This window comes from Saccharomonospora iraqiensis subsp. iraqiensis, from assembly GCF_000430445.1.
Taxonomy (GTDB): domain Bacteria; phylum Actinomycetota; class Actinomycetes; order Mycobacteriales; family Pseudonocardiaceae; genus Saccharomonospora; species Saccharomonospora iraqiensis.
Window position 1 is genome coordinate 9,086 of sequence record NZ_KE387104.1, and the last position, 13,538, is coordinate 22,623.

General features: G+C 70.0%; 13 protein-coding genes, 1 other RNA gene and 1 pseudogene. 12 read left to right on the top strand and 3 right to left on the bottom strand.

What is annotated here, in order from left to right:
• From ACTIR_RS23585 to rnpB, 4 genes are all read left to right on the top strand, one after another.
• Positions 1-623, top strand: a 623-nt coding sequence (locus ACTIR_RS23585) for a histidine phosphatase family protein (protein WP_034240324.1), incomplete at its 5' end; no start/stop codon positions are given.
• Between the two features lie 113 nt (positions 624-736).
• Complete coding sequence (locus ACTIR_RS0114990) at positions 737-988, top strand: type II toxin-antitoxin system Phd/YefM family antitoxin (RefSeq protein WP_007024718.1); 252 nt, start codon at positions 737-739, stop codon at positions 986-988.
• Positions 985-1,245, top strand: a complete 261-nt coding sequence (locus ACTIR_RS0114995; RefSeq protein ID WP_007024719.1) for a Txe/YoeB family addiction module toxin — start codon at positions 985-987, stop codon at positions 1,243-1,245. The genes ACTIR_RS0114990 and ACTIR_RS0114995 overlap by 4 nt, the downstream gene beginning before the upstream one ends.
• Positions 1,246-1,350: 105 nt before the next feature.
• An RNA gene (gene rnpB / locus ACTIR_RS24875) (RNase P RNA component class A) lies at positions 1,351-1,747 on the top strand.
• Positions 1,748-1,775: 28 nt separating this feature from the next.
• Here the strand turns inward: rnpB and ACTIR_RS24870 are convergent.
• Positions 1,776-2,168, bottom strand: a complete 393-nt coding sequence (locus ACTIR_RS24870) for a hypothetical protein (RefSeq protein ID WP_052583903.1) — start codon at positions 2,166-2,168, stop codon at positions 1,776-1,778.
• Positions 2,169-3,124: 956 nt separating this feature from the next.
• Between ACTIR_RS24870 and ACTIR_RS27705 the strand changes: the two are divergent.
• Both ACTIR_RS27705 and ACTIR_RS27710 read left to right on the top strand, forming a co-directional pair.
• Positions 3,125-3,448, top strand: a pseudogene (locus ACTIR_RS27705) (AlbA family DNA-binding domain-containing protein); the annotation flags it as partial.
• A 405-nt stretch (positions 3,449-3,853) separates the two neighbouring features.
• Positions 3,854-4,795 (top strand): ATP-binding protein, encoded by a 942-nt coding sequence (locus tag ACTIR_RS27710; protein ID WP_267879493.1) that lies wholly within the window; start codon positions 3,854-3,856, stop codon positions 4,793-4,795.
• Between the two features lie 73 nt (positions 4,796-4,868).
• On the opposite strand, the gene ACTIR_RS0115015 is transcribed toward ACTIR_RS27710, so the two are convergent.
• Positions 4,869-5,342: a GNAT family N-acetyltransferase gene (locus ACTIR_RS0115015; RefSeq protein ID WP_026454898.1), complete on the bottom strand. Its 474-nt coding sequence runs from the start codon at positions 5,340-5,342 to the stop codon at positions 4,869-4,871.
• A 175-nt stretch (positions 5,343-5,517) separates the two neighbouring features.
• On the opposite strand from ACTIR_RS0115015, the gene ACTIR_RS0115020 reads away from it, so the two are divergent.
• A complete protein-coding gene (locus tag ACTIR_RS0115020) occupies positions 5,518-5,856 on the top strand; it encodes a tRNA-binding protein (protein WP_007024722.1) in 339 nt (112 codons plus the stop codon).
• Between the two features lie 84 nt (positions 5,857-5,940).
• Here the strand turns inward: ACTIR_RS0115020 and ACTIR_RS0115025 are convergent, their stop codons facing one another.
• The gene (locus ACTIR_RS0115025) at positions 5,941-6,651 is read right to left on the bottom strand and encodes a DUF4328 domain-containing protein (RefSeq protein WP_026454899.1); all 711 of its coding nucleotides are present in this window, start codon (positions 6,649-6,651) and stop codon (positions 5,941-5,943) included.
• A gap of 172 nt (positions 6,652-6,823) precedes the next feature.
• Between ACTIR_RS0115025 and ACTIR_RS0115030 the strand changes: the two genes are divergently transcribed.
• From ACTIR_RS0115030 to ACTIR_RS0115050, 5 genes are all read left to right on the top strand, one after another.
• Positions 6,824-7,690 carry an SCO6745 family protein gene (locus ACTIR_RS0115030; protein WP_026454900.1) on the top strand — a complete coding sequence of 289 codons (867 nt, stop codon included), beginning with the start codon at positions 6,824-6,826 and terminating at the stop codon, positions 7,688-7,690.
• 563 nt (positions 7,691-8,253) lie between these two features.
• On the top strand, positions 8,254-8,523 hold the full coding sequence (locus ACTIR_RS0115035; protein WP_007024725.1) for a hypothetical protein: 270 nt from the start codon (positions 8,254-8,256) through the stop codon (positions 8,521-8,523).
• Between the two features lie 15 nt (positions 8,524-8,538).
• Positions 8,539-9,021, top strand: a complete 483-nt coding sequence (locus tag ACTIR_RS25525; protein ID WP_084789538.1) for a hypothetical protein — start codon at positions 8,539-8,541, stop codon at positions 9,019-9,021.
• A 3-nt stretch (positions 9,022-9,024) separates the two neighbouring features.
• On the top strand, positions 9,025-11,940 hold the full coding sequence (locus ACTIR_RS0115045; RefSeq protein ID WP_026454901.1) for an ATP-binding protein: 2,916 nt from the start codon (positions 9,025-9,027) through the stop codon (positions 11,938-11,940).
• Positions 11,937-13,538: magnesium transporter (locus ACTIR_RS0115050; protein ID WP_026454902.1), on the top strand; the 1,602-nt coding region annotated here is incomplete at its 3' end. The genes ACTIR_RS0115045 and ACTIR_RS0115050, both read left to right, overlap by 4 nt.

Consider the following 13,538-nt stretch of genomic DNA (forward strand, 5'->3'; position numbering starts at 1 on the left):
CCCCCACACGCCTGCTGTTGCTGCGGCACGGGCAGACCGCGCTGTCGGTCGAGCGGCGGTACTCCGGCCGCGGCGACGCCGCCCTCACCGACCTCGGGCACCGGCAGGCGGAGGCCGCGGCCAAGCGCATCGCCACGTGGGACGACCTCGGCGACGGTGACGTGGCCGTGGTGTCGTCCCCGCTGATCCGCGCGACGGAGACGGCGCGGGCCGTGGCCGACGCCCTCGGCGGCCGAGTCGTCACCCACCGCGGGCTGATCGAGACCGACTTCGGCGAGTGGGAGGGCCTATCGTTCGGCGAGGCAGCACGCCGCGATCCGGAGATCCACGGCCGTTGGCTCGGCGACACCTCGGTGCGCCCGCCCGGCGGGGAGAGCTTCGACGAGGTGCACGCCCGCATCCGCACGGCACTGGACGACATCCTCGACCGCTACGCCGGCCGCACCGTCGTCGTGGTCAGCCACGTCACCCCGATCAAGTCGGTGCTGCGTACCGCGCTCGACGCGGGCCCGGCACTGCTGTTCCGGCTGCACCTGGACCTGGCCTCGCTGTCGCTGGTCGACTTCTACCCGGACGACAACACCTCCGTCCGCCTGGTCAACGACACCAGCCACCTGCCCTGACGGCAGCGCCCAGCTCCGGCGCTCCTGGCTGACCTCCGTTGAAGGTCTTCCGAGCGTTGCCACCCCAGCCGCCGCAGCGTACAATTTCTTGTACAAGAGTGGGAGGAGGGGTCATGCGAACCATGACGTACTCGGAGTCGCGCGCGAAGTACGCCGAGACTCTGGACTCGGTGGTCGAGGACCGTGAGGAAGTCGTGATCACCCGCGCGGGTCACGAGCCGGTGGTCATGGTCTCCCTCGAGGACTATGAAGCGCTGAAGGAGACCGCGTATCTCCTGCGCAACCCGGAGAACGCCCGCCGACTGCTCGCCTCCATCGACCGGTTGGAAAGTGGTGGTGGCGTCGAGCGGGACCTCACTGAATGAAGATCGTCTGGGACGAGAGTGCCTGGGACGACTACGTCCGGTGGCAAACGGAAGACCGTAAGGTCCTCAAGCGCATCAACACGTTGATCAAGGACATCGACCGGAACGGCAACGAGGGTATCGGTAAACCCGAACCGCTCAAGCACGGTTTTCAAGGCTACTGGTCCCGTCGCATCACCGATGAACACCGGCTCGTGTACAAGGTGGTCGGCACCGAGATCAGGATTGCCGCATGTCGCTATCACTACGGGAAATAAGGGGCGAATCTGCGGCGCCACACCGCCCGGCCCGCCGGGCCCGCCCACGACTGCTGACACACCGTCGGCGGGCGGGTACGGGGCGGCGGGTATCCTGGACGTGGACGAGTTGGCAGGGCGGCCGCGGTCGGGGACGTCGTCCCCGGTCGAGGAAAGTCCGGACTCCACAGGGCAGGGTGGTTGCTAACCGCAACCCGGGGTGACCCGCGGGAAAGTGCCACAGAAAACAGACCGCCCGGCCCCTGACGGCCGGGTAAGGGTGAAACGGTGGTGTAAGAGACCACCAGCGTCCCGGGTGACCGGGACGGCTCGGCAAACCCCACCCGGAGCAAGGCCAAGAGGGAGCGCGAGCTCCTGCGCAGGCGTTCGAGGGCGGCCCGTCCGAGGCCTGCGGGTAGGCCGCTTGAGCTTGTCGGCGACGGCAGGCCCAGATGGATGGCCGCCTCCCGTCCCGCCCCGGCGGGACGGAGGACAGAATCCGGCTTACATGCCAACTCGTCCACCCCACACTTCGGTGCCGACGGCGCTCCTCAGGTCTCCGGCCAGTCACGTCCCGCGAAGATGCCCTCACCCGGTCGCCAGACCATCCACCCGGTGTGGGCGTGGATCTGCAGAAGTGCGATCTCGGGTTCGACGAGTTCGTCCGTGCCCGGGTCGATCGTGATCGACCCCGAGGGAAAACGGATCACCAGACCCGCCTCCGGAGTCTCGTCCGTGCTCTCGATGTCGTGCCCGATGAAAGCGCACAGCGCGTCCCGATATCCGGGATCTTCGAAGCGCGTGGGGCAAGTCCGCCGAAGGACGGTCGGCCACACGTAGCTCGTGAGCACCGATCCGTTGGAATCGAGCTGCAGGTAGTCCGCCACGAACACGACGGCCGACAACGTTTCGCCGCGGAGCTCGGCGAACAGCGTCTCCTTCACGGGGGCATCGTATCGAGCACCGCCGCTGACCGGTCGTTCTCCGGATGAATCCCCACGGAGCTCAGTGGGGGTACGGAAGTGCTGTGTCGGGAACGGCATGGCGCTCTACACTGGGCGGGTGAAGTTCGGGGAGCACGGCGCGGGGGAAGGGCGTGCGCGATTCCGGGAACAACCGGTGTCGGTCTGGTCCTTCCTGTCGGACGACGTGCTCGTGCGCTGCCCGCGGTGTGGCGCTCGCGCACGGATCACGCCGGGCCCTCTCGAGGCCGCGACACGGCTCGTGTGCGCAGCGTGTGGCCAGGTCACACGGCCGACCGGTCGGAGAGTCCTGGCGTATCCCGAGGGCAGGGGAACCGTCACCGACCCGGTCTTCCGTCAGCCACTGTGGTTGCAGCTGGATTGCCGCGGCCGCACGTTGTGGGCCTACAACCGGGCGCATCTCGATCATCTCGATGCCTACGTCGGTGCCAGGCTCCGCGAGCGGTCGGTGCCCTCGTCACCGTCGGCCTCGCGACCGCCGTACCAACGGATGACGCTCGGAGCGAAGCTACCGGGGTGGATGAAGTCCGCGAAGAACCGGGGCGAAGTCATGCGCGGCCTCGGACGACTCCGAGTCCTGCTCGACTGAGCCCTGTTGGTGCTCGGTCCAACCGACTGACGGGCACGGGTCGACGGAACGGTCCCGGGCCACCGGGCGTCACCTCGTGCGTCGGGCGTCATGCCCCGACCGTGGTGTCGGCACATGGACCCTGGTCGGGAAGCGCCGACCGTACCGTGCCGGTGAGCCCCCCGGCTCCTCTGCCGTCCATCCTGCTCACGGCAGGTGGGGAGCGGCGTGCTTTGAGCCGACTTTGGGGATACAGTAAGTCCGTTACCTTCCTCAAAGGGAGCAGTGTCCAGGCTGCGTTGACCGCGGTCGTGAACGGCAGGGCGGCCTTGAAGTCGAGAACGACGTTCTCGACTTCAAGGAGCAGAAGCCGCAGTTCAAGGACGCCTGCCTGGACCTGGCGGACGCGGCGGTGTGCTTCGCCAATTCACGAGGCGGAACGATCGTGGTCGGTGTCGCCGACAACAAGTCCGGTCCGGATGCTTTCGTGGGTTGCGACCTCGACGCCGGGGAGTTGCGTTCGCGGGTCCACCAGTTGACCAACCCGGGGCTACTCGTCGAGGTGGACGAAGTGGTCTTCGCTGATCGACGACTCCTCGAGATCCGGGTGCCGGAGGGGCTGGAGGTTCATGCGACCGTAAAGGGTTACACATACCAGCGGATCAGTACCGACTGCGTACCCATGCGGCCGTTGGATGTCGCTCGGCTCTCGGAGGAGCGGCGGGGCGTCGACTGGTCCTCCCATTCGAGTGGGCGCGCGGTCGAGGATATCGATCCGCTCGCTCTGCGCTACGTGCGTCGCCTGTTGTCGACGTCGACGGACGCGGCACGTCGCAAGTACGCCGATTTCACCGACCCGGATCTGCTCCGCGCACTGAAAATGGTCGCGCCGGACGGGTCGTTGACGAGGTCGGGAGAGATCATGCTCTGTCCTCCGGGGCCGGGCGTTTCGGAGGACATGGTCGTCTATCAGCACAGGAGGACGCAGTCCGGCGAGAACGACACCATCGTGCGGGTTTCGGGCCCCGCCGTCACCGCGTTCGAAGAGGTGCTGCAACTGATCCGGACACGGCAGTCCATGACACCGGTGACGTTGCCGGACGGGCAGCAACTGCAGATCGAGGATTATCCTTCGGGGGCTGTGCGGGAGGCGCTCGCGAACGCCTTCATCCACGGTGATTGGCGCCTGGGCGTCCCGATTCAGGTGGAACATTCGCCTCAGTACCTGCGCACCGACTCTCCCGGGCCCCTCGTGTCCGGGATCACCACGCACAACATCCTGACCCACGGTTCACGTGCTCGTTTCCCCGCACTGACGACCGCGTTCCGCGTGCTGGGGCTCGCTGAAGAGGTCGGGCAGGGGGTTGACCGGATGTATCGGGAGATGATCCGTTCCGGCCGCGACATCCCCGTCATCACGGAGGATGCGAGCCGGGTGTCGGTGCTCTTCCGCGGACAGCCGCCGAAGGTCCGCATCACGAAGTTCCTGTCGACACTGCCGGAGACCGAGCAGAACGACACGGACACCTTGCTGATCGTGCACTACCTCTGCCGCAAGAAGACCGTGCGAGCCGACTCGATCGCCGAGACACTGCAGAGAACACCTGAAGAGGCGCAGGCAGCGTTGAAGCGCTTGTCCGCGGAACCCGTCGACGTGCTCGAACCGACACGCGGCACGATGAGCCGCCGCTTTCCCTCGTACCGGCTCCGTGCGGAGGTGGTCGCCCAACTCGGGCACGCGGTGAGCTACCACAGTCGGGCCATGGACGACATCGACAAGAAGGTGATCGAGCACATCAACGACTACGGGGAAATCAACAATCGGACGATTCAGCGACTGTTCGATGTTGATGTCTATCAGGCACGGGACATCCTTCGGGATCTCGTCGGTAGAGAGATCATTACGCGGAGCTCGACGCAGAGACGTGGCGTAGCCGTGCGCTACGCTGCCGGCCCGAAGTTCCCGGACCGGAAGCGCACCCGGCGTTCGACCCGTAGCGGGGGGCGCCGCACGAGCTGAGGCGGTACGCGGATCCACGGAAGCGTTCCGCCGCTGTCCGGCGGGCTTCCGATCCCGACCGACCGCTCGTGGTTCACGGAACGGACGTCGGGACATCGGTCTGGAGAAGGCGGGTCTGGGGTGAGAAGCCGTGGCGCTGGTACACGGGGATCGCCCGGTCGCTGGAATGCACCGTCACCCGGACCAGTCCGAGCTCTTCGGCCAGTCGCAGGACGGCGGTGACGAGCCGGCCACCGTGGCCGTGGTTCCGTTCCCCCGGGACGACGTACACGCACTGCACGTCACCCGCCAACCGTTCGACCGAGTGGGGCGTCGGGACCCGTGGCAACAGCGCCAACCACGCCATACCGATGACCTCCCGGCCCCGGAGCAGGACCAACGGGCGGTGGGATGCGGTGTTCCGGAGGGTCCACCGGACGAATTCCGTGCGGAACTCGTCGCGACCGATCGTGGGTGTCTCCCCCTTCTCCAGGACCCATTCCCACCGCAGTTCGGCGAGTGCGGGAAGTTCCTCCTCCTCGGGAGGGCGCACGGTGAGCTGTTCCATGGGCCGATTGTCGCCGTGGGAGGCCGTCGGTGTCTCCGGCTTCCCGACACCGTCGGTCGGCGGTGCCGTGTGGCGGGACGGATCGGTGGTGGCAGGATCAGCGACGACGCCACCGGTTCGTATCGGTGTCCGTGGCGTCGTCGGTGTCGGTGTGGACAGGAGGCGAGGTGCCGGTGTGCCGGTGATCGAGTGGGCGGACTTCGAGAAGGTCGAGCTGCGGGTCGGCACGGTGGTGGCGGCCGAGGTCAACGAGAAGGCCCGGAAACCCGCGTACGTGCTCACCGTGGACCTCGGGCCGGAGCTCGGCCGACGTACCTCCAGCGCGCAGGTCACCGAGCACTACGGCGCGACCGAACTCGTCGGCCGTCAGGTGCTGTGCGTGTGCAACTTCGAGCCGAAGCGGGTGGCGGGGGTGAAGTCCGAGGTGCTGGTGACCGGCGCGCACGACGCGGACGGCCGGGTGGTGCTGGCCGGTTTCGACCACCCCGTCCCGGACGGGACCCGGCTGCTCTGACGCGCGGCGGACCCCGGCCGTCCCGGCACCGGGTGGGGTGTGGAGGTCGTGCCCGCACCACCCGGTGCCGGGACGGTGCCGAGGTCAGGCCGCGGTCGGGCTCTGTCCGGCCGGTGCCTGCATCCCGGACCCGTTCTGCCACGCGGTGATGCGCTGCAGCACGAGGACGAGGGGGACCGCCGCGCTCACCAGGGCCACGCCCATGAGCGTCTGGGTGATCGCGAGGGTACGGAACATCTCCACGGTCGGTTCCGCCTCCTCGAACGCGGCCGAGGCTCCGCGGTCGAGGACGAGCGCGACGAGCCACGAGGCCCACCACCACGCGAGCCACGGGGTGCCGCGCGACCCGTCCGGGGAGCTCGCCCGGTAGACGTCGGCCACGACCTGGTACGGGAACCAGAAGTTCACCACGGGTACGAACCACCCGCCCAGCACCCAGCCGCGGGCGCGGCGGTGCGGCGTCGTGGAGGTCCGTTCGGCGTTGGCCCGCGCACGCCACAGCCACACGAGGAACGTCACGACGGTCACCACGCCGAGCGCCAGGTAGAGCAGTCCCAGGGTCAGCGACAGGCTCTCCAGCGACTCGATCTCGGCGAAGGTGACCGTCCGGGCGCCGGTGACGGAGTCGGACACCAGCGTGTACAGCTCCCAGCCCAGCCAGGTGGTCACGGCACCGTACGAGGCGACCAGGCCGATCAGGACGGACGCGGCGGTCCCGAGACCGGCGGTCGGGCGGTGTCGGCCCGGGGGCTGCGTGGGCCCGGGTTCGTGCGGGGCGGGTGCGGGTGTGGTCACCGGTCTCCTTCCAGCGGTGTGTGGGGAGGTCGAGTTCTACACCGCCGTCAGCGGTCCTGTCCGCCGAATTGGCGACACCGACCACCCGGCCCCCGTGACGCAGGACACGGGACGGTCCGGGCCGTGCCGCGCCACCTTCCCCCGCACGGGTGGGCGCGCATAGGGTGCGCGCATGGATCGCGCCGACGCCGAAGCCGTGGCACTGCGCTGCCACCAGACGCTCGAACCTCTGCACTCGATGGTGTACTTCGCGCCGGAGGTCGAACAGGCCTTCGTCGACGCGGGCCTGAAGCAGGGGCGCATGTGCTACTTCGCGGGCCGGGCCGCGCCCCTGGGTCCGGTGGGCGCCGGCATGGTGACCGCGACATTTTACAACTTCAGCCCGGAGCTGGTGGCGCGGCACGTGCCGCGCGCGTGGGGGTTGGTCGAGCCGGACGAGGTGGTCAAGCTGCGCTTCGCCAAGGCCGGTGAGGCGCTGCGCAGGCTGCTCGGCGACGAGGCCGCCGACTCGGCGGAGCTGGCCGAGCTGGCGGGCCTGGTGCGCGAGGCGGCCGAGGGCTGCACCCCGGAAGGGCGCCCGCTGTACGCCGCGCACGCCGACCTCGACCGCCCCACCGACCCGGTCACCGCGTTGTGGCACGACATCACCCTGTTGCGCGAGTTCCGCGGGGACGGGCACATCGCCGCGCTCGTCGCGGAGGGGATGTCCGGGCTGCACGCGCTGGTGACGCACACGGCCACGGGCGAAGGCTTCAACGAGCAGGCCGCCAAGGCGACCCGCGGCTGGTCGGACGCGGAGTGGTCGGCGGCCGAGGCCGACCTGCGCGAGCAGGGCGTCCTGGACACCGCGGGCGGACTCACCGAGCGCGGCCGTGCCTGGCGCGCCCGGATCGAGGAACACACCAACGCGGTGGCGACCGGTCCGTACCGGCACATCGGCCCGGAGAAGGCCGCCCGCATCGCCGAACTCGGCCGCGACTTCGCCCGCACCGCCCTCAAGGCCGGCGCCATCCCCCGCGAGCTCTTCGACCGCTCCTGACCCCACGCCGCCGGTGTGTGCCGTGAAGGCCCCCTTCGCTGCACCGGATGCAGTGAAGGGGGCCCTCGCTGCGTCGGACGCAGGCAGGGGGGCCTTCACGGCACCCCACGGAGCGCAACCCCGAACGGGTGGTTCTCGGGGTGGGGGTGTTGCTCGCTGTCGGGGAACAGGGTGATTTCGGTCGTTCGTGTCCTCCGAACGGGTGAAGTGCGGCGGGTCGGAGCGGGGGAGTGGCGGACACCACTCGCCGGAGTCCTCCCCGGCCCCTGGCCCGGGCATGATTCACTGTTCCAGCGGTCACCGACCGAGGGAGTTCTGGCACAGACTGTGAGAGGGATCGACGCACGTGGGTGAGTGGTCACGCTCGACGGGAGTGGACGCACGGGCTGCGTGTGCGACAGCGCCGAGGGAGGTCGAATGCCGCAGCGGTCATCCGGTTCCGCACCTTTGACCCCCACCCCGCATCACGCCATGATGTTGTTTGAACACGGCTTGTGCCGGAAACCCGGCGCGGCGCACACCGGTGCGCGGCGCACCACCCCCCGGGCGCTCGGGAGTACGCGATGACCACGTTGACGCTTGCGACACTGGCGCAGGCCGAGCTCGACACGAACAACGTCCAGGGCTGGATCCTGGACAACATCATCCCGCTGGTCCTGCTCGCCGTCGCCCTGCTGTTGCTGTGGCTCGGAGGTGGTAAGGGCGACAACGCGGGCGTCATGCGGAGGCTGGCCGGCGTGGTGGTGGCCCTGGCCATCGTCGGCCTCGCGGTGAGCGGTCTCGGTGTGGACGTCGGTGAGTGGCTCGCCGGCCTGTTCACCACCACGACCTGACGTAGGGCTCGCGCGGTGCGCATCCGGACGGACGACGAGATCTACCGCGTCGACGCGGTGTGGTTGGGGCCGCCGAAGGCCACCTTCCCGTGGCGGGCCCGGTACGTGGCCTGGGGCGTGGGCATCCCGCTGTTCCTGGTGGTGCTCGCCGTCGAACGGCAGATCGGCATCGGGTTCGGGTTCTTCTCCACGGCGTGGGCGTTCGTCATCACGATCGCGCTCACCCGCGTCATCACGTCGAAGATCAGCCACGAGCGACCGTTGGGGGCGGTGCTGACCATGTGGATGCGCGAGCTCCACGCCCCGAGGGAACGTCGGGCCGGGACGGGCGGCGCGGCCGGTGCGAGCCGGGTCCGGGTGCGGACGGAGAGACCCCGGCCGCGGGACGGACACCGCCGCCGCGCCAGGAAGGACCCGGCGCCCCCGTCCCCTGCCGCCCCTCCGTCAGACAGCCCACCACGAGCACGTCGTCGCCCACCGGCGACGCTGGGGAGGTAGTCGTTGTTCGGTCGCGGCCGCAGCCGGAAAGTGCAGCCCTCGGCACCAGCGCAACAGGCCGAGGGGCCCCACCGCGGCAGGAGACTGCCCGGTGAGGAGGCCATACCCCACTACACCCCGTCCATCGCCGCCCGCTCGATCGACGGCCATCTGCTCCGCACCGGCAACGAGGTCTACGCCTGGTACCGGCTGGCCCCGCAGCGCTGGTCGTTCCGTTCCGACGCGCAGCGCCGCGACCTGATCGCCGCCATCGCGGGCCAGTACGCCGAGCTCCAGGGCCGGTGGATGCACCTGCGGGTCACCACCAGGCCCTATCCCATCAGGATGTGGGCCGAGGCGCACGTCCACAACGCCCGCCACCGGCCGGAGGACGTGCCGGACGCGCTGTCCTTCGACGACTACCTGGTCGGCGAACAGCAGCAGCTGCTCGGCCGTTCGATGGCCGAGAAGGAGGTCTACCTCGGCGTGCAGGTCCAGACCCGCCGGGTCATGGACCGTGCCGTCGAACGTGCCGCGCCACTGCTGCGCAAGGTGCTGCCCGAGGCGGTCGACGCCGAGCTCGCCGCGCTGGACTCCGAGATCGAGCACCTCGACCAGGTGATCGGCTCGGCGGGGCTGGAGGGCAGGCCGGTGCAGGCCGAGGAGATCTCCTGGCTGATGCACCGCTCGTGCTCGCTGGGACTGCCCGCGCCGCGCAACCTGCCCGCCGTACCGGGCGCGGCGTGGGAGCCGGAGGACCTGGCCAGCTTCACCGACGCCGCCGACATGCACAGCGAGCCCTACGCGCCCACCGTCACCGTGCGCGGGCGCACGGGCTCCAACGCGGGGCTGACCCGGCACGTCGCCGTGCTCACGGTCGGCCAGATGCACGGCCTGCAGATCCCCGAGGTCGACGACCCGTGGGTGCAGCACGCCGACCGCCTGCCCGCGCCCGTCGAGTGGTCCGCCCGCATCTACGTGCGCAGGCCCGAGGAGGTCTCCGGGGAACTGCAGCGGCAGATGAACAAGGTGCGCTCGCAGGTCAAGCACTACACCGACGAGCACGACCTGGAACCGCCGCAGTCACTGGCCCGGCAGGCCTCCCGGGTGCTCGAGATCGACGACGAGATGACCACCGGCTTCACCGCACTGGCCACCAGGGTGCGGTCGTGGTGGCGGCTCGCCGTGTCCGGCCCCACCGAGCGGGACGCCCTGAAACTGGCGCAGCAGATGCTCGACCTCTACAAGCCGAAGGTCGCGATCGAACATCCCGAGGCGCAGTACGCGCTGGCCCGCGAGTTCATCCCCGGGGAGGCGCTGTCCTCCGGTGCCTACCTCCGCCGTGGGTCGGTGGTCTGGGCCGCCTCGTCCGTCCCCACGGCCACCGCCGAGGTCGGCGACCGGCGCGGCATCCTGCTCGGGGAGACCTGCACCGCCACGCGCCGCCCGGTGGCCTGGGACCCGTGGATGGCCCAGGAGGTCCGGGACGGCTCGGGCCTGACGGCGCTGGTGGCCGGACTCGGCGGCGGCAAGTCGTTCCTCGGCGGCGGGATCGTCTACAAGACCCTGCGCGCGGGGGCGCACTGGACGATCCTCGACCCGTCGGGGCCGCTGTCCCAGTTGTGCGAGCTGCCCGAGATCCGCCCGTACGCACGCCCGATCAACCTGCTCAACGCCCAACCCGGCATCCTCAACCCCTACCGGGTGGTGCCCGAGCCGCAGCTCGAACACTTCCTCGACGAGGACGACCCGGAACGGGCCTGGCGCCGCGAGCGGGCGCTGGCCGGCGCCACCCGGCGGCGGCTGGTGCTCGACGTGCTCACCGGCGTGCTCCCCTACGAGGTGGCGCGGATGCCGCAGACCCGGATCGTGCTGCTGCGTGCGGTCCGCACGGTGGGCGGGCGCCACGACGCCGACCCGGGGCAGGTGATCGACGCCCTGCGCCGGGACTCCAGTGAACACCACGAGCACGCGATCGTCGTGGCCGACTTCCTCGACGAGCTCCGGGAGCGCATGTCGCTGCTGATCCCGGAGAGCGACGCCGACCCGTACTCGGAGACCCGGGACGACCGGATGACCGTGCTCACCATGGCCGGGTTGACCCTGCCGAAGGAGGGCGTGGGCCGGGAGCACTGGACCGACGCCGAGGCGCTCGGCATCGAGATGCTCAACCTCGCGGCGTGGCTGACCCAGCGTTCGGTGTACGAGAAGCCGAAGGAGCTGCGCAAGGGCGTCTGGATCGACGAGGCGTTCTTCCTGTCCGAGGTGCCCACGGGCCGGGTGCTGATGAACCGGTTCGCCCGTGACTCGCGCAAGTGGAACGTCCGGGTGCTGCTGTCGTCCCAGATCCCCGCCGACTTCCTGAACATCCAGGGGTTCGTGGCCCTGCTCGACTCGGTCTTCGTCGGCAGGCTGGACGACGAGGAGACCCAGTCGGACGCGTTGCGGCTGCTGAAGGTGCCGGTCGGGGTGGGCTACGAGTCGGTGGTCTCCGCGCTCGGCCGCAGGCCGGGATCGCGGCGCGACGTCGAACGGGACACCGAGCCGCGGCAGTTCCTGTTCGCCGACGGTGCCGGGGGCGTGGAACGCATCCGCGTGGACTTCTCCGGCCCGCATCTGGAGCACCTGCGGGACGCACTGGACACGGCGCCGGGTGCGACCGTCGACCGGCGCGCGGCCGGACGCGGCGGCGCGGATCCCGACGGGGACACCCCGGACGGGACCGCCTCCGTCGACGTGCCCGCCGCGCCGGTCCCCGGCGGCACGGACACCGACGGCACCGACACCGACTTCGAACTGGCCGCGGAACTGGAGGTCGGGCTCGCCGAGGCCGGGCACACCGACCCCGCGACCGGCACCGGGGACGACCCACCGAGGGAACCGAGGGAACAGGAGCACGCGGGAGCCGCCCGGAGCGGTACCGGCAGGGGTGTCGCATGAACACCGTGCTGACGCTGATGACGGTGGCGGCGTGTGCCTGGGCGTGGCGTGCGGTGCGCACGCGGGACCGGCGGTCCCGGCCGCGGCGTCGACTGCCCGCCCTGCTCGCGGCGGTGGCGCTGCTGGGTACCCAACTGGTGCTCACCGCACCCGCCGCGGCCCAGACCCCCGGGGAGTGCGCACCGAACCCGGAGCGGCCCGGTTCGGGCATGGTGGGTGCCATCGACCCGCCGACCGGCAACGGCGCGGACGGCAGTGCCTACCTCGACCACGGCTACGCGGGCATGGTGTGGCACGTCTACGAGTGCGACGACGGCGCGATTTCCCTCGGCCCGGGAGTGTCCGACCCGGAGTCCACGATCGACACCTGGGCGGGCAACCAGCTGTTCAACATCGGCAAGAACATCGTGGGCGCGACGAACTCGCTGCACTACACCGTGCTCGAGGGCGGGCTGCTCACCCCGATTTACAACGCCGTGCAGCAGGGCGCCGAGACCGTCTACGACAACATCTACACCCAGTTGTTCGGCCTGGCCGCCCTGATCCTCGCGGTCCTGCTGTTCCGCAACATCTGGCGCGGCGATCTGTCCACGGTGGGCAAACGGTCGCTGTTCGCGCTCGGCGGGGTGTGGCTCGCGGCGTCGTCGATGGCACTGCTGCGCTACTACGACGACATCGACAACGCCATCGTGCAGACCACCACGAACATCCAGGCGGGTTTCGTCGACGAGACCGAGGACCGGATCGTGCGGGACGTGCTGCCCACCGACCTGCACACCGAGGTGATCTACAACAACTGGATGCGCGGCGAGTTCGGGGCGCCGGACGCGCCGCAGGCCGAGGAGTACGGCCGTGAGCTGCTCGACGCGCAGGCGTTCACCTGGCAGGAGATGCGCTCCGGCGCGGACGCCGACGAGGCCGTCATCGACGAGAAGAAGCGGGAGTACGTCCGCATCGCGGGCGAACTCGGCCCCGCCACGGGGTACTTCACCGGTGAGGACGGCAGCCGTACCGGCGTCGGGTTCCTGGCCTTCCTGCAGAGCCTCTGTTACGCGCTGTTCCAGCTGTTCGCGAAGGCGGCGGTGCTGCTGGCACAGATCCTCGTGCGGTTGTTCACCCTCACCGCACCCCTGGTCGGACTGATCGCCATCGTGCACCACGACGTCCTGCGCCGGGTCGGCAAGGTCGTCGGCACGGTCGCGTTCAACCTGCTGGTGCTGTCCGTGCTGGCCGGGGTGCAGGCCCTGCTGCTGCGCGCCATCTTCTCGGCGGGCGGCACGTTGTCGATGCTGACCCAGATGGTGGTGGCCGGGCTGGTCACCGTGCTGCTGTTCATGGTGGGCCGCCCGGGCCGCCGGTTGTGGCAGATGGTGGAGATGTCGGTGGGCATGGCGTCGTCGGCGGTGCCGACACCGGCCGGGGGCCTGTTCTCCCGGCTGCGCCGCAAGAACGGCGAGCCGAGTCCGCAGGACGAGTTCTGGCGCACGGTGTCCGAGGACGACCGCACCGCGGGGGGCGCGGACACCCGCGGTGCGGGTGGGGTGCTCTCCGGTGGGCGCGACCGGCCCGAGGCCAGTGTCGTCGCCGGTGCCGCGCGG